The sequence below is a fragment of the Sulfuricella denitrificans skB26 genome, from assembly GCF_000297055.2.
Lineage (GTDB): Bacteria > Pseudomonadota > Gammaproteobacteria > Burkholderiales > Sulfuricellaceae > Sulfuricella > Sulfuricella denitrificans.
The window spans coordinates 583,258-607,360 of sequence record NC_022357.1; the positions used below are offsets into that span (position 1 = coordinate 583,258).

The 24,103-nt window shown below is 56.5% G+C and carries 25 protein-coding genes; 15 read left to right on the forward strand and 10 right to left on the reverse strand.

The genetic code is table 11. From position 1 onward, the window contains the following. Nucleotides 1-155: 155 nt before the first annotated feature. The 10 genes from SCD_RS02805 to SCD_RS02850 all read right to left on the reverse strand — a co-directional run bounded on the left by SCD_RS02805 (nt 156) and on the right by SCD_RS02850 (nt 12,563). A complete protein-coding gene (locus tag SCD_RS02805; RefSeq protein ID WP_009206640.1) occupies nt 156-830 on the reverse strand; it encodes a prepilin-type N-terminal cleavage/methylation domain-containing protein in 675 nt (224 codons plus the stop codon). A gap of 42 nt (nt 831-872) precedes the next feature. Beyond that, entirely contained in the window at nt 873-2,018 is a 1,146-nt protein-coding gene (locus SCD_RS15555) for a hypothetical protein (RefSeq protein ID WP_009206639.1), read from the reverse strand. Between the two features lie 9 nt (nt 2,019-2,027). Beyond that, nucleotides 2,028-2,510: a hypothetical protein gene (locus SCD_RS02815; protein ID WP_009206638.1), complete on the reverse strand. Its 483-nt coding sequence runs from the start codon at nt 2,508-2,510 to the stop codon at nt 2,028-2,030. Nucleotides 2,511-2,522: 12 nt separating this feature from the next. Continuing rightward, nucleotides 2,523-3,200: a hypothetical protein gene (locus SCD_RS02820; RefSeq protein ID WP_009206637.1), complete on the reverse strand. Its 678-nt coding sequence runs from the start codon at nt 3,198-3,200 to the stop codon at nt 2,523-2,525. Nucleotides 3,201-3,202: 2 nt separating this feature from the next. After that, nucleotides 3,203-4,789, reverse strand: a complete 1,587-nt coding sequence (locus tag SCD_RS02825; RefSeq protein WP_009206636.1) for a hypothetical protein — start codon at nt 4,787-4,789, stop codon at nt 3,203-3,205. 13 nt (nt 4,790-4,802) lie between these two features. Beyond that, on the reverse strand, nt 4,803-6,008 hold the full coding sequence (locus SCD_RS02830) for a type II secretion system F family protein (protein WP_009206635.1): 1,206 nt from the start codon (nt 6,006-6,008) through the stop codon (nt 4,803-4,805). A 9-nt stretch (nt 6,009-6,017) separates the two neighbouring features. Continuing rightward, nucleotides 6,018-7,748, reverse strand: a complete 1,731-nt coding sequence (locus SCD_RS02835; RefSeq protein WP_009206634.1) for a GspE/PulE family protein — start codon at nt 7,746-7,748, stop codon at nt 6,018-6,020. A 2-nt stretch (nt 7,749-7,750) separates the two neighbouring features. Then, nucleotides 7,751-9,253 (reverse strand): tetratricopeptide repeat protein, encoded by a 1,503-nt coding sequence (locus SCD_RS02840; RefSeq protein WP_009206633.1) that lies wholly within the window; start codon nt 9,251-9,253, stop codon nt 7,751-7,753. Further along, nucleotides 9,250-11,076: a pilus (MSHA type) biogenesis protein MshL gene (mshL, locus tag SCD_RS02845; protein ID WP_051338766.1), complete on the reverse strand. Its 1,827-nt coding sequence runs from the start codon at nt 11,074-11,076 to the stop codon at nt 9,250-9,252. Before mshL ends, SCD_RS02840 begins: the two co-directional genes overlap by 4 nt. Before the next feature lie 86 nt (nt 11,077-11,162). Beyond that, on the reverse strand, nt 11,163-12,563 hold the full coding sequence (locus tag SCD_RS02850; protein WP_009206631.1) for an AAA family ATPase: 1,401 nt from the start codon (nt 12,561-12,563) through the stop codon (nt 11,163-11,165). A 369-nt stretch (nt 12,564-12,932) separates the two neighbouring features. Here SCD_RS02850 and SCD_RS02855 point away from each other — a divergent pair, with 369 nt between their 5' ends. From SCD_RS02855 to hisH, 15 genes are all read left to right on the forward strand, one after another. Then, a complete protein-coding gene (locus SCD_RS02855) occupies nt 12,933-13,748 on the forward strand; it encodes an ABC transporter ATP-binding protein (protein ID WP_009206629.1) in 816 nt (271 codons plus the stop codon). Then, entirely contained in the window at nt 13,738-14,535 is a 798-nt protein-coding gene (gene mlaE / locus SCD_RS02860; protein ID WP_009206628.1) for a lipid asymmetry maintenance ABC transporter permease subunit MlaE, read from the forward strand. Before SCD_RS02855 ends, mlaE begins: the two co-directional genes overlap by 11 nt. A 4-nt stretch (nt 14,536-14,539) precedes the next feature. Further along, entirely contained in the window at nt 14,540-15,049 is a 510-nt protein-coding gene (mlaD, locus tag SCD_RS02865) for an outer membrane lipid asymmetry maintenance protein MlaD (RefSeq protein ID WP_009206627.1), read from the forward strand. A 17-nt stretch (nt 15,050-15,066) separates the two neighbouring features. Beyond that, entirely contained in the window at nt 15,067-15,699 is a 633-nt protein-coding gene (locus SCD_RS02870) for an MlaC/ttg2D family ABC transporter substrate-binding protein (protein WP_009206626.1), read from the forward strand. Nucleotides 15,700-15,728: 29 nt separating this feature from the next. Further along, nucleotides 15,729-16,019 (forward strand): STAS domain-containing protein, encoded by a 291-nt coding sequence (locus SCD_RS02875; protein ID WP_041673299.1) that lies wholly within the window; start codon nt 15,729-15,731, stop codon nt 16,017-16,019. Between the two features lie 16 nt (nt 16,020-16,035). Beyond that, nucleotides 16,036-16,953 carry an ABC transporter ATP-binding protein gene (locus SCD_RS02880; RefSeq protein ID WP_009206624.1) on the forward strand — a complete coding sequence of 306 codons (918 nt, stop codon included), beginning with the start codon at nt 16,036-16,038 and terminating at the stop codon, nt 16,951-16,953. Then, complete coding sequence (locus tag SCD_RS02885; RefSeq protein ID WP_009206623.1) at nt 16,950-17,705, forward strand: ABC transporter permease; 756 nt, start codon at nt 16,950-16,952, stop codon at nt 17,703-17,705. The genes SCD_RS02880 and SCD_RS02885 overlap by 4 nt, the downstream gene beginning before the upstream one ends. A 1-nt stretch (nt 17,706) precedes the next feature. Then, the gene (locus SCD_RS02890) at nt 17,707-17,946 is read left to right on the forward strand and encodes a BolA family protein (protein WP_009206622.1); all 240 of its coding nucleotides are present in this window, start codon (nt 17,707-17,709) and stop codon (nt 17,944-17,946) included. 17 nt (nt 17,947-17,963) lie between these two features. After that, complete coding sequence (gene grxD, locus SCD_RS02895; RefSeq protein WP_009206621.1) at nt 17,964-18,287, forward strand: Grx4 family monothiol glutaredoxin; 324 nt, start codon at nt 17,964-17,966, stop codon at nt 18,285-18,287. Nucleotides 18,288-18,290: 3 nt separating this feature from the next. Beyond that, a complete protein-coding gene (murA, locus tag SCD_RS02900; protein ID WP_009206620.1) occupies nt 18,291-19,544 on the forward strand; it encodes a UDP-N-acetylglucosamine 1-carboxyvinyltransferase in 1,254 nt (417 codons plus the stop codon). 133 nt (nt 19,545-19,677) lie between these two features. Next, the gene (gene hisG / locus SCD_RS02905; RefSeq protein ID WP_009206619.1) at nt 19,678-20,331 is read left to right on the forward strand and encodes an ATP phosphoribosyltransferase; all 654 of its coding nucleotides are present in this window, start codon (nt 19,678-19,680) and stop codon (nt 20,329-20,331) included. Between the two features lie 39 nt (nt 20,332-20,370). Next, nucleotides 20,371-21,669, forward strand: coding sequence for a histidinol dehydrogenase (hisD, locus tag SCD_RS02910; RefSeq protein ID WP_009206618.1), 1,299 nt, complete (start codon nt 20,371-20,373; stop codon nt 21,667-21,669). A gap of 14 nt (nt 21,670-21,683) precedes the next feature. Continuing rightward, the gene (hisC, locus tag SCD_RS02915) at nt 21,684-22,745 is read left to right on the forward strand and encodes a histidinol-phosphate transaminase (protein WP_009206617.1); all 1,062 of its coding nucleotides are present in this window, start codon (nt 21,684-21,686) and stop codon (nt 22,743-22,745) included. A gap of 79 nt (nt 22,746-22,824) precedes the next feature. Next, nucleotides 22,825-23,412, forward strand: coding sequence for an imidazoleglycerol-phosphate dehydratase HisB (hisB, locus tag SCD_RS02920; protein WP_041673300.1), 588 nt, complete (start codon nt 22,825-22,827; stop codon nt 23,410-23,412). Between the two features lie 5 nt (nt 23,413-23,417). Continuing rightward, entirely contained in the window at nt 23,418-24,074 is a 657-nt protein-coding gene (gene hisH, locus SCD_RS02925; RefSeq protein WP_009206615.1) for an imidazole glycerol phosphate synthase subunit HisH, read from the forward strand. Nucleotides 24,075-24,103: the final 29 nt, after the last annotated feature.

Here is a 24,103-nt window from a genome sequence, read left to right on the forward strand (position 1 = left end):
TAGTGTTCAATCATCAGATAGGTTGGTCAGATATGGGCCTGTTATTTTAGTTATCGACTAATTTAGCGGTAAGTTTAGGTAATTTACTTAGTAAGGTCTAGTGGAATTTACTGATTATGCGATTTTGTTAATGTGATACTTCAGGTCTATCCATCTCAGGGCAGCTTGCCGGCAGTGACCATGCGGTTGAACAGAATATTGGGGGAAACCCAGGCAACAAGGTCGTCAAAGGTAGCGGTGGGAGCTTTGCTGACGAAATTGATATCGTTATTGCTGTTTTCCGCTTCGTCGGGGTCGGCACTGATGGTAAGTTGCGTGCCCGCGGTGTTGTAGGCTCCGGAACCGTTCTTGCCGTGGGAAATGATAACAGCGGGAATGTTGCTGGCAATCGAAGCGCCCCCGGATGTGGTGCGGATTATCGAATCTCCAGGGGAAGCAAGGGTAAAAAAGGTTGCGGTGTCGGCAAAGCCTACCGTTACACGGTAGGTGTAACGGTTGCCCCAGGCATCCGTTTCGCTGACTCCCAGCGTTGCCCAGGGCAACACGCCGCTATTACCCCCGGTGCAAGTGCCGGCGGCGAAAGCTCTCGCTTGACCGGCGCCGGCGGCACCGCTGGCGAGGGTCGGGTTTGCGGGGCAGGGAAGGTATTTGTTCACAATTACAAACCCCAATAGAGCTTGGTTGATTTCATCCAGCGATTTCTGAGTCTCGCCGATTCTTCTTTGTTCAACTTGGGTCGACAGTGGCATCAGCAGGCCACCGAGCAGCAGGCCGACGATCACCAGCACAATGGCCATTTCGACCAGGGTAAAACCATTAGTGGTTTTCATTAGGTAACTCCTGCATTCACGCTTAAATGCGCATGGTCAAGGTTAGGGGCAGCTTAGAACCACACTATTGGTGGTGCATACAATCGTCGAAACTCCCCCTACGGTGACCTGAGCCTGGGATAGGGTGTAGTTGTTTACGGTCAGGCAGCCTGCACCTCCCACGCCGCATTGCTGTGAGTAAGTAGTCCCCGACTGGAAATTAGGGGCCACGGTATAACTTGCCAGGGAAAACCAGCCGTTGTTGGTCAACCAGATGAGTGTGGCGGAATCGAAAGACAAGGACGGATCCGCAAAGGGTACCGAGCCGGAAGTCAGGCATGACGGCGTGGTTACTTGCAAACCCGTGCTTCCCGCATTGGCGGCACAGGGATAATAATGGTTGACGGGCGAGTTGTAGAATAGCCTCAATCCACTGGTTGGCGGCTGATTCTTCCCACGGATTTCAGCGACAACCCGCTTTTTGATTGGGGGAAAGAATTGGCTGGAGGTAATGTATATCAGCTTGTCGTTGAAGCTGCTGGAGGCGTCGGCAGAGATGAATGAGGTTGCTGTGCCTCCACCTGTCGCATTGTTGATGCCCGTTGCCGTGTCGAGGTAGTTCGCGGCGGTGTTGTTTCCACCGCAAACCGTTGGCGCGCCAGCAGCCAACCGGTTTTGAGTGCCAAGCGCGGCTCCGGGGGAAAAAACAATGGCGATTACCGGGTTGGGGGGGGAAGGAAACTGGGTTCCCGTGTTGTCAAAGACGTTCAGTTGCCCTGCAGTGTTGCTGTTTAGTGGGTTCGATGTGGAACTGCGGCTTGTTGCCGGTAGTGCATTTCTGAATACACGGGAAAGCGCATACCATAGGCATTCACCATTGCCGTCGCGCAAGTCGGGTAGGCCTAATTGTTTCGATGGCAACCGGCCGATGTAGGCGGTGCAGTTCTGGCCCGTGGTATCGCCAGAGCCGTCGTTGTTAATGTCGGGACAGGGCAGGCTGCCTGGCAGAGTCGGGTGAGACGCGGCATATCCGATCAGCGCCTCCTTCGCCTGAGCCAGAGCTACCGAGGTAATCTTGTCCCTTCCGATCTGGCTGCTTGCCTTGTTGAGCGCGGAAGCCAGCATAAATGCCGCGCCGATTCCGATAATGGTGAGGATGATGAGCAGGGCGGCGCCGCGTTCCTGGTGGTGAATGGTGCGTGTCTGCATGGTTGGTCTCTATTTCGCAGCCTCATGGGGCGCGGGGACAGTGTTGTCTTCGTAGCCCTCGTGTACCTTGCCCTTGGTGATGTCGAACGTTTGCCCCGGCTTCAGGCTAACCTGTTTGCCGGAAGGAAGCTGTAGAGGTACGACAGACGATCTGCCGTTCGATTTCAGCACGGTGATTCCCTGAGGGGTTTCATTTCCGTGCTGCGGGAATTGGTTGAGCCAGGCGGTGTTTTTTCCGCTGCTACGCTGGACAATGCCATTCAAGGTGATTTGTTCAGTCGTACTGAGCGTGCTGCTCCCACCGCTTTTTTGCCGTAGCCGGTCGAGCATGGCTCGCTCATCGGGGCTGAAAAACAATCGGCCGATTTTATTTGATTCAATAGAGGCCTCAGCTTGTTGCTGGCCAGGATCCTCGCGTGGAGGCTCCGTGCCGGCACAGACGGCATGGCCAGACAGGGAAGTGATCATCAGTATAAATATCAGGCGTGCCATGTTTGTTCGCCTTTATTGAGGTATTTGTTCTGGGCTGACTGCCTGTTCGCCGAGGGTCAGCCAATAAATGCTGCACTCTGCGATTAGTGGCAAATACGCGCTTTCAGGCTCCAGGCCGGCTCGTTTGACCAGGCATTCCTGGGCAGTATAAAACCCTTTGTGCTTCAAATCATCCAGGAAATTGAGCAGATCACCTTCATGCAGAAGCTTCATCTGGAATGTCATTTTGCTGCCGCGCAGTTCCAGATCGCCGATCGGAACCTCCTGGCCAACCTGAAAAACCTGCTGGGCGGAAATTTCATAAGTAATTGGCAAAAGTTTGCGGCTTTCCCTGATGTGCTGGATATGTTCTATCCAGTCCAGGCGTCTTTCTTCTCCAACGAATCCTCGTTCGCGTAAGGATACGAATTTGGGTTGATAGTCTTGAATTTCCTGCTTGTCATTTTCGGCCTGACGACGTTTGTTGTTGGCATCGTTACGTTGCCCTTGTGTCTGAGCCATATCGTCCTGCTGCTTGGCCAGAATGGTTCTGCCGGCAATAACCAGTGCGGTGCTTAACAACAGGCTTGCGATGAGGACGATGAGCGCTTTTCGGATCAGCGGAAAATCATCCTTAATGAAAGATCGCTTGGCCGGAATATTTTTTCCCTTGGCCTGGTCCGGCTTGGGGTTGGTTGTGTTTTGGGCCATGTTCAGCTTTCCGGCCGCAATGTCAATTTCATAATGAATCGAGTTTTTGTGTCTGTTTCTTCGACTCCTGCATTTCCCGTCAATTTGACGCTTGGTTTGATGTCAAGTGGTGGGCGGGTGATTTCTGTCCGCAACAACTTGTTTTTGCCAAGCTCGGCGGCGAAAAGACGCACGCTTTCCAGTGCTGTTCGGTAGTCTTGTCTGAGAGATACCACTTCTCCTTCGATCAGTAGTATCTGGTTAGGCTTTTTGGGGATGCCGATCAGTACAGAGGAGGGCGCTGGTTCAGCAACGCCTGGAACAGGCTGGTGCTGTTGTGGGTCGGCGGGATTGTCTGTGGTTTCGGCCTCAGTGCTGACACGCCAATGCAACTGGTCGATTCGTATTTGCGGTAGGATATCGAGTGCGCGACTGACAGTGCCAAGTAGCTGCGTGGGCGCTGGTGCATTGCGAGATATCATCTGCTCGATGTTGACAGCGGCTTTCATGTCTTGTGGGCTGGCAGCGGTGTGGGGCAGGCTACGGATTATGGTCTGGTATTGAGATTGGGCCAGGCTGGTTTCAATGGCTATTTGCTGGCTTTGCCGATAATGCTGCAGAGCCTCCAGGCCGTTCGCTCCCGCGGACAACAGCGCCCCCGTCACAACGCCGGCACTCAGGATGTAGAGGACGAGCCGGGCTTGCCACAGGCTGTAATAACGGGTTTGTTCTGTCTGCGCATAATGGCTGGCAGGGGTGGCGCCGAGCAGGGATAAAAATAGCGGGTCGCATAGCGTCACGCTGCCCGGGTTCTTCAGTCCGAGCTGAGTGGCGGCATCGGTCAGATCGAGAAAGCGGTGTGCTAAGGCAGGCGTGTCATGGCAAGCCGACTGGAGCATCTGCAAGCTTTCCCCGTGTGTCAGGATCACGGCATCCAGAGTTTTTCCGCGCGGCAGCAGTCTGGCACTTGCCAGAAATTGCTGGGTATTAGCCGTTTCACGCGCGGTTGTGTCGGCAACGGTATCCGGATTATGGTCGGGCAGCGTTGTCAGGCGGCTGAATTTGAGGGCAGACCCCTGGAAAAAACTTTGGCGTAAACCACTTGCCTGGTGTGTAACCAGCAGCAGATTGTCGCTGACAAGGTCAAGTTTCTTGATCAGAGTGGTGCTCAACAGCGCAGGCGAGTAAATGCCGGTAAGCGGCACTTTCTGCTTCATGAGTGCGTTCAGCCAGGGCTTCAGCAACTCCACGTTGGTCAGGGCGCTGAACAGCATCTGGTCGTCCTTGCGCCCAAATTCTTCCCGACCCTGCTGGACCGCTTGGCGGTAGGGGGTGTCGCGGTAAAGCTGGCCGAGGCGCCGCTGGATCAGTGCCCGTCTGGATCTGCCCAGCACGTGAGGCAGACTGTCGAGTTGAAAGTCTTCCTCGATCAGGTCGGCCAACAGGTAAGTCGGGGTGTTTTGCGAACCAGCAAGGTGGCGGGAGAAGGCTTCCCAGCCGGTCTCGTCGTTAGGGAAGCTGAGGCCGGCGGAGTAGTTGCCCTTCTCCCCCTGGTAGGTGGTGAGCTGGTCGTTGGTCAGATAGAACAACTGTTTGCGGAATGCACCCATTCTTGAATTCTCGTCAGGCCTTGATCTTGCTGATGGTATCGTAAATCGGGCCGAGCACAGACAGCATGATCCAGCCCAGAATGGCACCGAGAATGACGGTCATGATGGGTTCGATCATGGTCTGGACTTTTTCGATCGATTCTTTGACTTCGCGGTTATAGAAATAGCTGACATTGCGCAGCGCCTTATCCAGGGAGCCGGTGCTTTCGCCTACTTTGAGCATGCGTACGACCAAGGGCGGAAAGATGCCTACATTCTGAAAGCTGGTAGTGACGTTCTGCCCCTCAGAAATAAGCAACCCAGCCCGATGCAGGCCAGCTTCGATGACTTTGTTGGCGACGATCTGTTCTGACAACCGGATGCATTCGAGAATGGTGACGCCTGATGCGTACATCAGCGCGAAAAAAGTGGCGAAGCGGGCGAGGATGATTTTATGCAGGATAGGCCCGATCATCCACACCCGCAGCAAGTAATCGTCGGCCATGTAGCGTGCGCGCGGATTGGTCCTGATCAAAAAGGTAAGGCCTGCCCCTGTCAGCAATGGAATGGCGATGATCATATACCAGTAATTAATGAAGATGCCGGAGACGAAAATCAGCGCCTTGGTATGAAATGGCAGCTCTTGTCCCATGTTCTTGATGAATCCGGTGAGCTGTGGCACCAGGTAAATCATCAGGAAGAAGGTGACGCCGAGCACGATGGTGCCAACGAAAGCCGGGTACATCAGGATTTTTTTTGTCTGTGAGGCAAGCTCGTCCTGCCATTTTAGTGTCTCGGTCAGGTTGAGGAATACCTCGGCGATCTTGCCGCTGTGTTCGCCTGCCGCGATCAGACTGATGAAAGTCGAGTCGAAGGTGTCAGGATGCTTTTCCATCGCCTGTGAGAGTTGCAGGCCGCCTTCGATGCTTTCGATCAGGTCGGCGACAATTTCGCGGAAGCGAGGATGATCGAGGCTGTCGCGCAGGTCGGCCAAAGTTTCCAGCATCGGAACACCAGCGCCGCTGAGTTGTTCCATGTAGAAACAGAAGTTGATCAGATCCGAGCGCTTTACCTGACGTTTGCGCAAAGCCAGGGTTTGTCGCGCCACCTCCTTGCAATCGATCAGATCCAGTTCCATGCGCTTCAGGCGCAGTTCCAGGTCGGAGAGATTGGAGGCGTCCATGTTGCCGCGGAGGAGTTTGCCTTCGACATCCATGGCCTGGTAAACAAATTGGGTCATCGTATGATCTTATGAGTTGGATCGATTGCGAGCGAAACTTCTGACCTTGTCGGTCAGATCCACCACGCGTGCAACTTCTTCGAGCGAGGTGGAGCCATCCAGCACACGGCGGATGCCATCTTCGGCCAGGGTGATGAAGCCTTTGGACAAGGCCATGGCCCTGACTTCGATGGCGGGCGCACGCCTTGCAATCAGCTCATCCAGATCCGAGTCCAGTTTGAGCAGTTCCATGATCGCGATACGTCCTTTGTAGCCCTGGTAGTTGCAATGTTCACACCCGGTTGCCTGGTAGATCGTGATGTTCAGTTTTTCTTTTTCGAGTCCGAGAAGACGGCCTTCCATCACTTCCGGCTGGTAGGGTTGCTTGCAGTGGGGGCAGAGTTTGCGCATCAGGCGCTGGGCGACAATACCGATAATATTCCCGGCGATAATGTCGGGCAGTACACCGATGTCCAGCAGCCGCGGAATCGCCCCGATTGCCGAGTTGGTGTGCAGGGTGGAATACACCTGGTGGCCGGTCATGGCAGCGCGGAAAGCCATTTCTGCCGTATCCGCATCGCGGATTTCGCCGATCAGGATGACGTCTGGATCCTGTCGCATCATCGACCGGATGCCGTTGGCAAAATCCATCTTGGCCGCTTCATTGACCGAGGTCTGGCGGATCATGTTCATCGGGTATTCGACCGGATCTTCCAGCGTCATGATGTTGACGCTTTCGGTATTGATGTGATTCAGGATGGAATATAGCGTGGTGGTTTTTCCGCTGCCGGTCGGGCCGGTCACCAGGATGATTCCATCCGGCCGGGCCAGCATCAGCTTGAGCAGTGTCAGCTCATTTTCCTCCAGGCCGAGTTTGTCCAGCGCCACGATGCCTTTTTGCCGGTCGAGGATGCGCAGCACGATGTTTTCGCCATGCGCAGTGGGCTGGGCAGAAACGCGAAAATCGATCGGTCGTCCCGAAAAAGTGATGGAAATACGGCCATCCTGAGGGGCGCGCGTTTCGGCGATATTCATACTGCTCATCACCTTGAGGCGCACAGCCATGGCGGCCCAGTAGGTTTTGTGCAGGCTGCGGATCTGGCGCAGCACGCCGTCGATGCGGTAGCGAATGCGCAGAAAGAACTGTTCCGGCTCGAAGTGGATGTCGGAGGCGCCGTGCTGTACCGCATCGGCGAGCAGTGCATCGATCAGGCGGACCAGCGGCTGGCTGTATTCGTCAGATACGGTTTGCAGGCTCTGGTAATCGATTTCCCCGGTTTCGATTTCGTGCAGGATGCCGTCAATCGATAACTCGAAGCCGAAATACTGGTCGATCGCCCGCATGATTTCGGAATCGCCGGCGAGTATCGGGGTCACGATGACATCTTTGCCAAGCATGGCGCGGATCTGGTCGAGTGCGACAATATTGTTGGTGTCGGACATCGCCAGCTTCAACGTGAGGCTTGGCTTGTCGAAGTCCAGCGGGAAGACGTGGTAACGCTTGGCGATGTCCTTTGAAATGAGCTTGAGCGAGGAAGGGTCCACCACCATGTGGGACAAATCCGCGCTCTGCTGATTCAGGTTTTCGCTCAGCGCTTCGCGCACCGTGGCTTCCGTGACGAAGCCGAGATTGGTGAGCAGTTTTCCCAGCGGCAGGCTGGAATGCTTTTGCTCGAGCAGGGCAATGCGTAACTGGTCGTCGCTGATGACGCCCTTCAGAACCAGCAGTTTGCCTAAGGGAAGTTTCGGTTGTTCGGCCATGGCTAGTTGCCTGCCGGTTGCAGCAGTTCCTTGATGCGAATCTGAACTGAGGGTCTGTCGAAGTTTGCCGGGCCGGGCAGAGCAAGGGCGCGCTGGTAATAGTCGAGCGCCAGCTTGCCCTGGTTCAGATGATCGAGGCTGACGGCGAGGTTGAAGGCATAGTCAGCGTTGCCGGGTGCGCTGCTGTAGGCGCGGAAATAGGATTGTTGGGCCTCTGCCCAGCGCGACTGCTGGGTGTACAGATTCCCCAGGGCAAAATGGGCCGCGTCAGCCTGCGGGTTTTGTATCAGAGCTTTCTTTAAACGGCTTTCGCTTTGTGCCGGGTCGGATTGCCCTTGCAGACCAATCAGCCCTGCCAGCGCATCAGAGTCAGCCGGGTCGAGGTCGAGCAGCTTGCCATAATAGGCTGCTGCCTGGCTGGATTGCTTCTGCTTCAGTGCGATGGCCGCCATGCCCAGCAGTGCATCGCGGTTGTTCGGTTCCTGCTGCAGCACCTTGTGATATAGCTGCTGCGCTGTTCCGATGTCGCCGGCGAGGAAAGATTGGTAGGCCTTGCCTAGAGTCGGGTTGAGCTGGCTGGTAGCCGCGCTTTGCCGGATTCGGATGGCTGGATTTTCCTTGAAGGGTTCTGAACCACTACGAGTTTCTGCTCGCGCTGGATCGTATGCGGTGGGTGTTGATGGAGGGCTGGCCTGTGCCGACACGGGGGCGGGACCTTCGGCCGTGCTCAGTGTAGGGTTGTCGATAGAATTCTGTGCTGACGCGACAGGTATGCCTGGTTGCTGCAGCGGCGCTGCTGCATCGTCAGGGGTGGCCGGCGCAGCGGCGCTGGTCGGTTGGGATGCGCTGGCAGGGAGGAGCATGGTGCTGGTGGACGTGATTTGCCAGTAGTAAACCCCGAAGCCGACCAGTCCGAGCACGACCGCAACGGCAGCTCCGGTGAACAGCAGGGTCCGATTGCGGGTGGGTTGCTTGGCAGAGAAGACTGTTTTGGCTTTCTGCTGCGCCGCGGCGATAGTCCTGATGTCTTGTGGTTGGGCCTTGCGGGGGGCTTCGACGGGGTGTACTGGTGGAATGCTGGCGCCGGATTTGGAACTTGTTGCTGCTTGTGGTTGTGCCTCTGGTTCAACGCTCGGTGTTGCCATCGGGGCCGGACTCGCGAGTCCCCCTCTGGGGATCGGAGTCTCTGACAGGGTGAGTTCCAGTGCGGAAACGGTTGGTTCGACACGGGTTGGCGTAGTGTTCTGATCCTCGATAGACAGAGGCGTTAAATCCGGTATGGAAGGGGGTGGCTCTGAGGGGGTGGTAACAGCGGGGGAATCGCTGTTTCCTGTAATGCCGACGCGCCCTGCAGCTCCTTCCAGAGAAAGCAGAGAAAGTTCCGGGCTTGGTGCCGCGACAGATTTCGGGGTCTCCGCTGAACTATCGGGGTGCTCTGTGTTTGGAGCTGTTTGCCCCTGTTTGGCGCGCTCAGCCTTTTTCAGCGCCTCCATCAGTAAGCTCATGGTCGAGCAGCCCCCACTTTGGCTGATTCGATCAGGAGGTTCTCTGGATCCTTGAGCGTGTCCTTATTGGGCAGGAAATTGCGATAGTCCTTGAAATCACCGTCCAGGCTCGCTTCCTTGACGACGATCGGGCGCAGGAAGATAACCAGTTCGGACTTGGTGCTGGTTTCGTTGCGGTAGGTAAAGGCGCTTCCGATCAAAGGGATTTTCGATAAACCGGGAATGGCATCCTTGAGGTTGTCGACGGAGTCCTGCATCAGTCCGCCCATTACCGCTACCTGGCCGCTGCTTACCTTGAGGATGGATTCCATCTCGCGGGTCTGGATTTCCGGAATCGGGCTGATCACGCCTGCATCGGCGAGAGCCGGGCTGGGGTCGTTGATGTAGCCGGTGACCCGGGAGATGGTGGGCCTCACGTTGAGGGTAACCGTGTCGGTATCGTCGATCTGGGGGGTGACGCTCATCACGAAGCCCACCGGCACGGTATTGACGGTGCTGGTATAAACGGCCGGTGCCGTGAGTACGCCTAAACTGTACGTGGCAGGAGTTACGCTGATAGTGAAATAGATCTTGTTGTCCACCACCTTGAGCAGAGCCGTTTGATTGTTCAGTACGCTGATCTTCGGGCTGGACAGTACTTTGACATTGCCGAAGGATTCCAGAAGCTGGATGGTGGCGGCGATATTGCCGATGACCGAGTTCGGGTTGGCGTAGCCGAGCGTGAAAATTCCGGGTGAGACACCGGGATTCACGCCCGACGGCAGGGTGCCGATCCGGCCTTGGGTGAGGTTGAAGCCGGTACTGTCATTGCGCAGGCTGGACCAGTTGATGCCTTGTTGATACTGGTCGGAAAGCTTGACCTCGACCACCGTCGCCTCGATCAGCACCTGGCGCCTGGCGCTGGTCATTACCTGGTCGATGAATTCCCGAATTTTTTCATGCTGGCGACCGGTGGCGCGCACGCTGAGAAGACCGTTTTCCGGGTTGGCGATGACCGAAGCGGCCTCGCGGAAGGTGGTGCGCCGTGTTACGGTGGTGTTGTCGGTAAGCAGCGTGGCTGGATTGGGACTGCCGGCCAGATTGGTCGGTGCCGCATTGGTGCGGCTGCCGGACTGCCGCGCCGTCGCGGCGGCGCCCGTGCCGGAGGTGCTCTGATTGCCGGCCTGTTCAGTAGTGGTTTCGGAAGAACCTTCGGGCAGCACTTTGTCGGTTTCCCGCAGAATATCCTTGATGTTCTGGACCAGGGTTTCCCAGAAACGGTTGTTGGATTTGTTGGTGACGGAGGTGGTGGAGTTGTTGTTGCCCGTGCCGCTACTTGTGCCGCCAGCCCCAGTGCCGGTGGTGGAAATCTGGGTGGCAATGCTGACGTTGCTGGTGGCATCCCGCGACATGTTGAGGTAATCCACCTTGTAGTTGCGCAGGAACGGGGAGTCCGGCATCACGACCAAGTTAGGGCCATCCAGTTCATAGCGCATATCCACCTGTTTGGCGATGCGGGTGAGCAACTGCGGCAGGGTCTGGTTGAGCGCGTTGAGCGTGACGCTACCCTCGATGCCGGGGTGAACGTCGACATTGACTCTGGCGTCCCGCGCCAGCGCGAACAGTAGTTCCTGCACCGGAACATTGTTTACGACGACGCTATAGGTTTCCGCCTTGGTAGCGGGTTTTGGCGGGGGTAGTGGCGCAGCCTGCTGCACTGGTTTCGGGATGTTCCCGGCGGCGCGCGGTTCATCCTTGATGTGGCCAGCAGAGGGCGTGATGGGCTGCGTGCCGCAGGCGGCAAGAAGCAGGCTACCGGTAAAAGCGATCAAGGTGTTCTTCATGCGCGAAAGATTACCACTCTGTGTTTTAACAATCAATAGGTTATAAATGTTATTTAATTCTAATTATTGATAAAGGGCTGTCGGCGCTATTTTTGTTTGGCCATTTCATCCTGGATGCCTTTAATCGTTCGCAGCATTGGGCGGTTTGCCTTGTAGTCGCGGGGGAGTTTGTCGATCGATGCCTGTGCCTCTATGCGTGTGGAAAAACTGCCCAGGGTGATGCCAAATTGGTGCTTGGCAGTAATGCTGGTGGGGTAGATGTATATCTGTCCGAGGTCAATCTCGCGACTGATTTTTTCGAGAATCTGCTCCATCCTGGCGGTGGCATCACTATCGGTCAGCATAAGTTGCACGGTGTACTGTCCGCCCTCAGTGCCGGCAAGCCAGGCCTGGGTGGCTTCAAGCCGCTGTTGGAGCAGAGTGGTGGAAGTCGGTGCGGCATTCTGTTGCGCTGAAGGAATGGCGTTTGCTGGCGCTGGTTTTTCCTCGGCGACAGGTGATGGAGGAGCTGTCATGGCGGTGAGTGCTGTAACCGGCTGTGGCGTGGGCGCCGCTGTTGTTTTTTCGGGTTGGCGGGGTTGATCGCCGGCCAGATGCTGCCAGCCGGCGCTGAGCGCAATGCCAGCGCCGATCAGCGTGGCAGCAATGCCGATCTTTTTTAGAACCCCGGCTCGGGATGGCGGCGCAAATTCGCTGTCCTTGATTGCGGCCTTGATGTGCTTGGGCTGGATGTTGTGGGTGTTTTCCGAGAATGCCGCCAATAGCGCCTTGTCGGCAAGTACGTTGATGCGCCGGGTGATGCCCTGCGAGGCGGAGGTGATCAGTTTGATGGCCCCGGTACTGAAGACGTTTGGCCCGTGGTACCCGGCTGCACGCATGCGGAACATCAGGTATTCCGGGATGTCCTTGTGGTCGAGCGGCGGTACCTTGAAACCGTGGGTGATGCGTTCCTTGAGCTGACGCATTTGAGGCAGGTTGAGGTGATCGTCCAGTTCGGGCTGGCCGAACAGGACGATTTGCAGCAGCTTGTGGTGGGCTGTTTCCAGGTTGGATAGCAGGCGGATTTCTTCCAGGGTGTCGAGGGGCATGGCTTGGGCCTCCTCGACCAGCAGTACCACCTGCTTGCTGGCGGCGTGTTTTTCGATCAGGCAATTTTGCATCAGGCGCATGATTTCGCCACCGCGCTTGCCTTCGGTGGCAAGTCCCAGTTCGCCAGCGATGGCGTGGAACACCTCATCCCGGTTCAGGCTGGGGTTGGCCAGGTAGATCGCTTCCACGTTGTCCGGCAGCATGCTCTCCAGCATCCGGCACAGCATGGTTTTGCCGCTACCGATCTCGCCGGTGACTTTGACAATACCTTCGCCATGGGTGATGGCATAGAGCAGCGCGTCCAGAATGGCTCCACGGTTGCCACCAGTATAGAAGAACTCGGTGTTCGGAGTGATCTTGAAGGGGGGTTGGTTAAGGCCGAAGTGGTCTAGATACATTCAGAATGAGCCGGATAAGGTATTGAATTATTGTGCCACAATCCATTACTACAGAATAGGGGAAATCCCTAGCCGCTACTATTCCTGGGTCGAGGTTGCCCAGAATCAGAGTTGATCCATAGTGCTTGGTGAGGCGCTGGAACAGAAGGACTTGTGGGCGCATGGCGAGGCTGAAATGATATTGAGTTGGTATGATGTCGGTCGATGGAAAAATCGGCAAATCACTTGTTTTATATAGGCAGCGTGGGCTGGGAGCATCTGTAATGGAAGGCCGCTTCTACTGAAGAATCTGTTGAAATTATGGGGGTTGATTGTTGCCTGAACCAAGCTGGTTTAGAATACGTGCTTCGCATATAAGAACAAATTCTCGTGCCTGCTGAAAATCTGATTGAAATCAGCGATCTGAACTTCACCTACGGCAAGCGGCCGATTTTGAAGGGGATCAATATGAAGATCCCCCGGGGCAAACTTGTCGCTATCATGGGGCTATCCGGCTGCGGCAAGACCACCACGCTGCGCCTGATCGGCGGGGCGCTCAAGCCCACAACCGGCAGTGTCAAGGTTGCGGGAAAAGAAGTGGGCGGACTGGATAAGGAAGCGCTATATATAATGCGCCGCAAGATGGGCATGCTGTTCCAGTTCGGGGCGCTGTTTACCGACCTTTCAGTTTACGAGAATGTGGCTTTTCAGATGCGCGAGCATACCGATTTGCCTGAAACCGTGATCCGGGATCTGGTCATGATGAAGCTCCATGCCGTGGGTCTGCGCGGTGCGCACAAGCTGTTGCCATCCGAGCTATCCGGGGGAATGGCGCGCCGTGTTGCGCTGGCGCGGGCGATTGCCCTGGATCCGATGCTGATGATGTACGATGAGCCGTTTGCCGGTCTCGACCCGATTTCGCTGTCGGTGATCGGTAACCTGATTCGGCATTTGAATGATGCCTTGGGGGCAACTTCAATCATTGTGACTCACGACATCCAGGAATCCCTGAAGATTGTGGACTACGTGTATTTCATGGCGGATGGCGTGGTTGTCGCCGAAGGTTCCGCTGAGGACATCAAGGCGAGCAAGCTGCCGTACGTGCACCAGTTCGTGTGGGGCGAGATCGACGGACCGGTATCCTTTCATTACCCCAGCCCACCCTATCGGGAAGATTTGCTGTTGGAGTCCGTACATGCCGCATAGAAAAGTCGGTTTTGGTTTGCGTAGCATCGGGGCCACCGTGGTCAATGGTGTGTGGCGTCTGGGATACGTAAGTCGTTTCTTCATGATGACTTTGATCAGTTCCGGTGCGAGCTTTCGGCGCATCCACCTGACCATTCGCGAAATCTATTTCACGGGGGTGATGTCGCTGATCATTATCCTGGTTTCCGGCCTGTTCGTAGGTATGGTGCTGGGGCTGCAGGGTTATGAAACCCTGCAGAAGTACGGTTCCGAGTCGGCGCTGGGCTCGCTGGTGGCGCTGTCGCTGGTGCGCGAACTGGGGCCGGTGCTGGCTGCTTTGCTTTTCGCCAGTCGTGCCGGCTCCGCCATCACCGCCGAAATTGGTCTGATGAAAGCGACCGAGCAGCTCTCGGCGATGGAGATGATGGCGGTCGATCCCATTTCCCGCGTGGTGGCGCCGCGTTTCTGGGCCGGAGTGATCTCCATGCCATTGCTGGCCGCGATGTTTTCCGCTATCGGGGTGTTCGGCGGCTACCTGGTCGGGGTGGTTTTTATTGGTGTGGACGAGGGGTCGTTCTGGTCGCAGATGCAGGCGGCGGTCGATTTCAGGCAAGACATCGTGAATGGGGTGATCAAGAGCGTCGTGTTCGGTATCGCGGTGACCGCTATCGCGCTGTTCGAGGGCTATGATGCCCCACCCACGGCGGAGGGCGTATCGCATGCCACTACCCGTACCGTGGTGACGTCGGCGCTGGTGGTGTTGGGCCTGGATTTTATTTTAACGGTATTCATGTTTCGGGGAGTGTAGGTTTATGGAACGGACGACACTGGATATGTGGGTGGGGGCCTTCGTAGTAGGTGGCCTCATCGCGCTGCTGATTCTGGCTTTCAAGGTGGGGAACCTCAGCGGCTATGATGGGTCTGAGACTTACAAGGTGTACGGCGAATTTGAAAACATCGGCGGACTCAAAATCAAGGCGCCGGTGAAAAGCTCCGGTGTGGTGGTCGGCCGGGTGTCGGATATCCAGTTTGACAATAAAACCTTCCAGGCTCTTGTGGAAATACGCCTCAGTAAAAACTATCAGTTTCCCAAGGATACTAGCGCATCGATCCTGACTTCCGGTCTGTTGGGCGAGCAGTATATTGGTCTGGAAGCCGGAGGGGATGAGAAAAATCTTAAAAACGGCGATAACTTTATACTGACCCAGTCGGCGATGGTGATGGAGCAGTTGATCGGTCAATTCCTTTTCAGCAAAGCGCATGATGAGGGCGGTGACAAAAAGACAGCCCAAGGCGGCAACAAAAAAGCCGTAGTACAATAACTATTTTGGAGCACATGATGAAAAAATCGTTTTGCCATGTTTTGTTTCTTGCAACAGCGCTTTATTTTGCGATGGCAACGGCGGTCGCAGCGGAAATGGCGCCGGATGCGCTGATCAAGGAGACCTCCCAGAATGTCCTGGAGATCGTCAAGAAGGATAAGGACATCCAGGCAGGGAACAGGCAAAAAATCTACGCGCTGGTCGATGCCAAGGTGCTGCCCCATTTTGATTTCAAGCGCATGACCCAACTCGCAGTGGGAAAATACTGGCGTCAGGCCACGCCGGCACAGCAGGACTCGCTGATCAAGGAGTTCCGCTCCTTGCTGGTACGGACATATTCTATTTCGCTGAGTACTTACAAAAACCAGACCATTGACTACAAGCCGGTAAGGATGCTGGCCGGTGACACCGATGTGACGGTAAGAACCATGGTCAACCAGCCTGGCGGACTGCCCATTCCCATCGACTATGGTTTGCAGAAAAATGCGGACGGCTGGAAAGTCTACGATGTCGTGGTAGACAATATCAGTCTGGTGACCAATTACCGTGGCTCTTTTGCCAGCGAGATTCGTCAGTCCGGCATCGATGGACTGATCAAGGTTCTGGTCGACAAGAATCGCGTGGCCGAAACTTCGGGCGCCAAGGGCTGAATCGGTCTGTGAATGGATACGGCGTGGACATGATCGTACCGGACGGCGACAATTTCAGGATTCAGGGTCGGATCACAATCGATAACGCCCATACGGTATTGACGGAGGGCTTGAAGCTGTTCGTCCGTGATGGCCTGGTGGTGGATCTGTCGCAACTGGAGGAAGTGGACTCCTCGGCGGTCAGCCTGGTGCTGGAGTGGTTGCGCGAGGCCCAGCGCAATCAACGCAAGCTTAGTTTCACCCACCTTCCCGATAATCTGAAGAGCTTGGCGACCCTGTACAGCGTACTCGATTTGATCCAGCCGGCCGAGGCTGGCTGACCCGCCTTTATCCACCGTGATCCCCGCGATTGAAATTCGCGAAGTGCACAAGCGCTTCGGCAGCCTGCATGCTTTGCGCGGCGTCGATCTGACGGTGGAGCGGGGCGAGTTTTTTGCCTTGCTCGGCCCCAACGGCGCCGGGAAAACCACGCTGATCAACATCCTGGCCGGGCTTTCCCGTGCTACGCAAGGCTGCGGCCGGGTGATGGGCCACGACGTGGTAGTCGACTACCGTGATGCGCGGCGCGCCCTTGGCGTGGTGCCTCAGGAACTGGTTTACGATGCCTTCTTTACCGTGCGTGAAATGCTGCGCTTTCAGTCCGGCTATTTTGGCCTGCGCAAAAACGATGCCTGGATTGATGAATTGCTCCACAACCTGGGTCTGACTGACAAGGCAGACATCTATACCCGCCTGCTGTCCGGCGGCATGAAACGGCGTGTGCTGGTGGCTCAGGCACTGGTGCACAAGCCGCCGGTGATCGTGCTCGACGAACCGACGGCTGGGGTGGACGTGGAACTGCGCCAGAATTTGTGGGAGTTTATCCGGCGTTTGAACCGCGACGGTCACACCATCGTGCTCACCACTCATTACCTGGAAGAGGCGGAAACCCTGTGCAGTCGTATCGCCATGCTGAAGCAGGGGCAGGTCATCGCGCTCGACACTACGCATAACCTGCTCAGCGCCCATGCTGCAGTCCAGGTTAGACTCAAGCTCAATCCGAACCGGTTGCCAGACGTGTTGCGACCGCTGCTGGCCGCAGAGAAAGCGGGTTGCTTTAATCTGGTGCTGAATGACTACAGTGGGCTGGAGGCCGTGTTGGCAACCCTGCGTGAGGCAAGCGTGGTGGTGGATGTGCTCGAGGTGTCGAAGCCTGATCTGGAGGAGGTGTTTTTGCGGATCATGGGCCAAGCTGGCAAGGAAGCCGCAAGATGATTGGCCTGTGGACGCTTTTTTACAAGGAGCTGCTGCGTTTCTGGAAGGTCGGCCTGCAGACCATATTGTCGCCGTTGGTGACAACATTGCTCTACCTGCTGATTTTTTCCCATGTAATGGAATCTCATGTCCAGGTTTATCCTGGTGTCGGTTATACCGCCTTCCTGGTTCCGGGGTTGGTGATGATGTCCATGCTGCAGAACGCTTTCGCCAACAGCTCTTCCAGCCTGATTCAGTCGAAAATGTCAGGCAATGTCGTGTTCCTGTTGCTGCCGCCGCTGGCCTACTGGGAATTTTTTGCCGCCTACGTGGCTGCTGCCATCGTGCGGGGTCTGGTGGTTGGCATCGGGGTGGGGCTGGCCGGATTGTGGTTTACGCCGGTGACACTGGCTCATCCCCTGTGGATGATGGCATTCGCGCTGGCGGGTTGCGCCATGCTGGGGGCGATGGGCATTATTACGGCGCTATGGGCGAGCGGTTACGATCAGATGGCGGCGGTGCAAAATTTCATTATCATGCCGCTGACTTTCCTGTCCGGGGTGTTCTACTCGATCCACTCTCTGCCGCCTTTCTGGCAGGCATTGTCGCATTACAACCCGTTTTTCTATCTGATCGACGGGTTTCGTTATGGCTTCTTCGGTGTCTCGGATGTTTCTCCTGAATTGGGGTTATTGATTGTCGGCACCTGCTTTTTGGCATTATCATTAGCGACTTTGGCTCTACTCAAGAGCGGTTATAAATTACGGAATTGACATGCCCACACCTGAAAACGTTAAAACATATATTGAACAAGGCCTGGAGTGTACCCATATAGAGGTACAAGGCGATGGTCGTCATTTTGAGGCGGTGATCGTCAGTCCCGCTTTTGAGGGCAAGGGGATGGTGCAGCAGCACCAGCTTGTCTACAAGGCGCTGGGCGACAGGATGCATGAAGAAGTTCATGCGTTATCGATGAAGACTTTTAGCCCCGAAGAGTGGGCGAAGCAAATTTAATATTTATTGGAGTGGATATGGATCAGAACGCATTGAACAACATTCGTAAAACCGTGACAGAGAACCCGATCGTGCTTTACATGAAGGGCACCCCGCAGTTCCCGCAGTGCGGGTTTTCCGGGCTTGCAGCCCAGGTTCTGAAGGCCTGCGGCGTGACCGAATATGTTTCGGTCAATGTACTGGCTGACGCGGAAGCCTATGAAAATCTGAAGTATTATGCTAATTGGCCGACTTTCCCTCAGCTCTATATCAAAGGGGAGCTGATTGGCGGGTCCGATATCATGAAAGATCTGTACGAAAAGGGTGAGATGCAGAAGCTAGTGGAAAGCGCTAAGGCTTAACTCATGGACAAGCTGGTCATACAGGGCGGGATTCCCCTGTCCGGGGAAATTCGTATTTCCGGTGCCAAAAATGCGGCCCTGCCGATTCTCTGCGCCGCATTGCTGACGGAAGAGCCGCTCCACATCGGCAATGTGCCTCATTTGCGCGATGTCACGACCATGCTCGAACTGCTTAACCAGATGGGGGCGGAAGTGTCGGTCAACGACCGCATGGGGGTGGAGATTGTTGCGCGCAAGCTGCACAATCTGGCGGCTCCCTACGAGTTGGTAAAAACCATGCGCGCCTCTATTCTGGTGCTGGGGCCGATGCTGGCCCGCTGTGGGCAGGCACGGGTATCCCTGCCGGGTGGCTGTGCAATCGGATCACGACCGGTCGATCTGCATATCAAGGGCCTGCAGGCGATGGGTGCGGAAATCGAGATCGAGCACGGCTACATCCTGGCGCGCGCGGAGCGTCTCAAGGGCGCGCGGATTTTCATGGATACCGTCACCGTTACCGGCACGGAAAACCTGATGATGGCGGCGACGCTGGCTGAAGGCACCACTGTGCTGGAAAATGCTGCACGCGAGCCGGAAGTGGTGGATCTGGCGAACTGCCTGATCGCCATGGGAGCAAAAATCGAGAATGCTGGCAGCGATGTGATCACCGTACATGGCGTAGATCGTCTGCACGGGGCTGACTACCGGGTCATGCCCGATCGCATTGAAGCCGGAACTTTTCTGGTGGCGGTAGCGGCCACTGGTGGCAAAGTACTGCTCAAGGATGTGCGGCCTGACATCCTCGATGCCGTGCTGGAAAAGCTGCGCGAGGCCGGCGCCCGTATCGAATGCGGAGCGGATACTATCAGCCTGGAAATGGACGGACCACTTAAATCCGTGAATGTACGCACCGCCCCGTATCCGGCTTTCCCCACCGACATGCAGGCGCAGTTCATGGCGCTGAATGCGGTGGCGGATGGTGCGGCCACCGTTACCGAAACCATTTTTGAAAACCGTTTCATGCACGTGCAGGAATTGCAGCGCTTGGGTGCGAACATCGAAACCGAGGGTAATACCGCGGTGGTGCGGGGTGTGTCCACTTTAAGTGGCGCCATCGTGATGGCGACCGACCTGCGCGCCTCGGCGAGCTTGGTCGTGGCCGGCCTGATCGCCCAGGGCGAAACCAGCGTGGAACGGATTTACCACATCGACCGTGGCTACGAGTGCATCGAGGAGAAGCTGTCTCAGCTCGGGGCGCGGATCAAACGGGTGCATTAATTGTTTTTCACCGCGGAGGACACAGGGGGCGCGGAGGAAAGGCAAAGCTCGGCAAAGAAGGTCCTAAAAACCTCTGCGTCCTCCGCGTCCTCTGCGGTAAAATCAGCTTTGATTAGCAAGTGAGATATTCGACGTGACTGGCATTACCATCGCCCTTTCCAAGGGCCGCATATTCGAAGAAACCGCGCCGCTGTTGAAAGCGGCAGGGATTATTCCGCTCGACGATCCGGAAACCTCGCGCAAGCTGATTCTGGAAACCAATCGTCCCGAGGTGCGCCTGATTGTGGTGCGCGCCTCCGACGTGCCGACCTACGTGCAATACGGTGCAGCCGACATGGGCATTGCCGGCAAGGATGTGCTCAACGAGCACGGTGGCAACGGCCTGTACCAGCCGTTGGACTTGCAGATCGCGCGTTGCCGCATGATGGTGGCGGTACCGGAAGGCTTCGATTATGAAAACGCGGTGCGTCAGGGCGCACGCCTGCGCGTCGCCACCAAATATCTGCAAACCGCACGCGAGCATTTCGCCAAGAAGGGCGTGCACGTTGATCTGATCAAGCTTTACGGTTCGATGGAACTGGCGCCGCTGGTCGGGTTGGCCGATGCCATTGTCGACCTGGTGAGCAGTGGCGGCACGCTCAAGGCCAACCATTTGGTGGCGGTGGAGGAAATCATGCAGATCAGCTCGCGACTGGTGGTCAATCAGGCGGCGCTGAAGCTCAAGCGTGAGCAGATTCAGCCTATTCTTGATATTTTTGCCGAGACCGTCGCCAATACATCGCCTTGATTCACTAAAATTCTGCCATTCCATTATCCTTAAATCATCATGCTAAACATCAAACGCTATTCCACTTCGCAGCCTGACTTTCAGGCCAGGCTGACCGATCTGCTGGCCTTCGAGGGCGCGCAGGACGAGTCCATCGACAACGTGGTCGCGGGCATTCTGCACGACGTCAAGGCGCGAGGTGATGCCGCCGTGCTGGAGTACACGAAGCGTTTCGACCAGCTGGATGCGGCTTCTGCTACCGAACTGGAACTGTCGCAGCCCCGACTCAAGCAGGCGCTCGATAATTTGCCCGCCGCGCAGCGCGAGGCGTTGCAACAGGCTGCAGAGCGGGTGCGGGTCTACCATGAAAAACAATTGATGCAGTCGTGGAATTACACCGAGGCTGATGGCACCATGCTCGGCCAGCAGGTGACGGCGCTCGACCGGGTCGGCCTGTATGTGCCCGGCGGTAAGGCAGCCTATCCTTCATCAGTGCTGATGAACGCGATTCCCGCCAAGGTAGCTGGGGTGAAGGAACTGATTATGGTGGTGCCGACTCCGGGTGGCTTGGTCAACGAGTTGGTGCTGGCTGCTGCTGCGGTGTGCGGTGTGGATCGGGTGTTCACCATCGGCGGGGCGCAGGCGGTGGGCGCTCTGGCTTATGGTACGCAGACCGTGCCGCAGGTAGATAAGATCGTCGGCCCCGGCAATGCTTATGTGGCTGCAGCCAAGCGTCGCGTGTTCGGCGTTGTCGGCATCGACATGGTGGCCGGGCCTTCCGAGATCCTGGTGATCTGCGACGGCAAGACCGACCCGGACTGGATAGCGATGGACCTGTTTTCCCAAGCCGAGCATGACGAGCTGGCACAGTCTATTTTGCTGGCTACCGACGCTGCTTTTATCGACGCGGTGCAGGCCAGCATCGAAAAACTGCTGCCGCAAATGCCGCGCCAGGAAATCATTCGTACCGCACTGGAATCACGCGGTGCGCTGATCCAGGTAAAGGATCTGGACGAGGCGGCCGAAATCGCGAATTACATTTCGCCCGAGCACCTTGAGCTTTCCATCGAGGATCCGGTCACGATGGCGAAAAAGATCAAACACGCCGGCGCCATCTTCATGGGACGCCAGACCTGCGAGGCGCTGGGCGATTATTGTGCCGGCCCTAATCATGTCCTGCCGACTTCGCGTACAGCGCGCTTTTCCTCGCCCTTGGGCGTCTACGACTTCCAGAAGCGCAGCAGCCTGATCATGGTGTCCGAGGCTGGGGCGCAGGTGTTGGGCAAGATTTCGATGGTGCTGGCTGAGGGTGAGGGTCTGCAAGCGCATGCCCGTTCGGCCGGATACCGTCTGCGCTGATTTACGGAGCTGACGTGAGCCGTTACTGGAGCAGCATCGTTCATGAGCTGACCCCTTATGTGCCGGGTGAGCAGCCTAAGCTGCCCAATCTGGTCAAACTGAATACCAACGAGAATCCCTATGGGCCGAGTCCCAAGGCGCTGGAGGCGTTGCGAGGCGAGGTGGGCGACAGTCTGCGGCTTTATCCCGACCCCAATAGTGACCGACTGAAGGAAGCCGTTGCCGGTTTCTACCATGTGAAGATGTCCCAGGTGTTCGTCGGCAACGGTTCCGATGAGGTGCTGGCGCATGTTTTCCTGGCGCTGCTCAAGCATGATGCGCCGGTGCTGTTTCCTGATATTACCTACAGTTTCTATCCGGTGTATTGCGGTCTGTACGGCATCGCTTACCGGCAGCTGCCGCTGACCGAGTCTTTCGAGATTCAGGTTGACGACTATTTCACACCGAATGGCGGCATCATTTTTCCCAACCCGAACGCGCCCACCGGTCGACCGCTGGCACTGGCCGAGATTGAGCGCTTACTGTGCGCGAACACCGGGTCAGTGGTGGTGGTCGACGAGGCTTACGTGGATTTCGGTGCAGAATCAGCGGTCGGCCTGGTGGATCGCTATCCCAACCTGCTGGTCATTCATACTCTGTCGAAATCCCGTTCACTGGCGGGATTGCGCGTCGGTTATGCGATCGGCCATGCCGACCTGATCGAGGCGTTGGGACGAGTGAAGGACAGCTTCAACTCCTATCCGCTGGATCGCTTTGCCATTGCCGGGGCTACCGCCGCGATCGAGGATCGAGCTTATTTCGAAAACACTTGTCGCAAGGTAATCGCCACTCGTACCAAGATGGTGGCCGATCTCGAAGCGCTGGGCTTCGAGGTGTTGCCGTCGACTGCCAATTTCGTCTTCGCCCGCCACGACCAGCATGAAGGCGCCGAACTTGCCGCCAAATTGCGCGAGCGCAGTATTATCGTGCGCCATTTCAAGAATCCACCGCGCATCTCGCCCTTCCTGCGCATCACGGTTGGAACGGATGCGCAGTGCGAGGCGTTGGTCAGTGCGCTTAGAGAAATTCTGGCCTAGAATGCAGGATATCGCTTCTGCCCGCTTTGCCCGCTTGCCATGCTGAGTTAGAATGAGAAAAACTTCGACCGACGACCCAATGCGCACCTCTCAAGTTACCCGCAATACCCTGGAAACCCAAGTCAGCGTATCCCTCAATCTGGATGGGTCCGGTGTGGCCAAGCTCGCCAGTGGCGTGCCTTTCCTCGACCACATGCTCGATCAGATCGCGCGGCATGGCCTGGTTGATCTGGATATTTCCGCCAAGGGCGATCTGCACATCGATGCCCATCACACTGTCGAAGATATCGGCATAACCCTGGGCCAGGCCTTTGCCAAGGCGGTTGGCGACAAGAAGGGCATCTGTCGTTACGGCCATGCCTACGTGCCGCTCGACGAGGCGCTGTCGCGCGTGGTGATCGATCTGTCCGGGCGTCCTGGCCTGGTGTTCGCGGTGGAGTTCACGCGCGGTATGATTGGCGAATTCGATGTCGACCTGGTGTCGGAGTTTTTTCAGGGCTTTGTCAATCACGCCGGGGTGACTCTGCATATCGACAATGTGCGCGGCAAAAACTCACACCATCAGGTGGAAACCATCTTCAAGGCCTTCGGCCGTGCGCTACGCATGGCGGTGGAGGTTGACTCGCGCCTCGGCGGCGCCATGCCTTCGACCAAGGGTAGCCTATAAACATCATGGGCAGCATCGCGGTAGTGGATTACGGTATGGGCAACCTGCGTTCGGTGGCGAAAGCGCTGGAGCATGTTGCTCCTGATGCGCGCATCGTTGTGACCAGCGAGGCTGGCGAGATTGCACAAGCTGATCGAGTCGTGTTTCCCGGCGTCGGCGCGATGCCGGACTGCATGCGTGAATTGGAGGTTCGTGGCCTGCGTCAGGTGCTGGTCGAGGCGGCACAGACCAAGCCTTTCCTCGGAATCTGCCTAGGTATGCAGGCGCTGTTCGAATTCAGTGAGGAAGGCAATGTCGCCGGTTTGGACGTATTGCCCGGCAAGGTCAGGCTGTTTCCGCGCGAGGCGATGCACGACACCCAGGGTCAGCGCCTCAAGGTGCCGCATATCGGCTGGAACGAGGTGCATCAGGCCGTGGCTCACCCCTTGTGGAATGGAATTGCCAACGGTGCGAGATTTTATTTCGTGCACAGTTATTACGTCGAGGCGGGCAATCCGGAACTGGTGGCGGCGTTTACTCACTACCCCTTCGCCTTCGCCTGCGCCGTGGCGCGCAACAATATTTTTGCCGTTCAGTTTCATCCGGAAAAAAGCCAAGCTGCGGGACTCAAACTGCTGGCTAATTTCGCGGAATGGGACGGAACAGCGCCTAATTCGATCTGAACCAATTTTTTAATGTCATTCTACTGCTG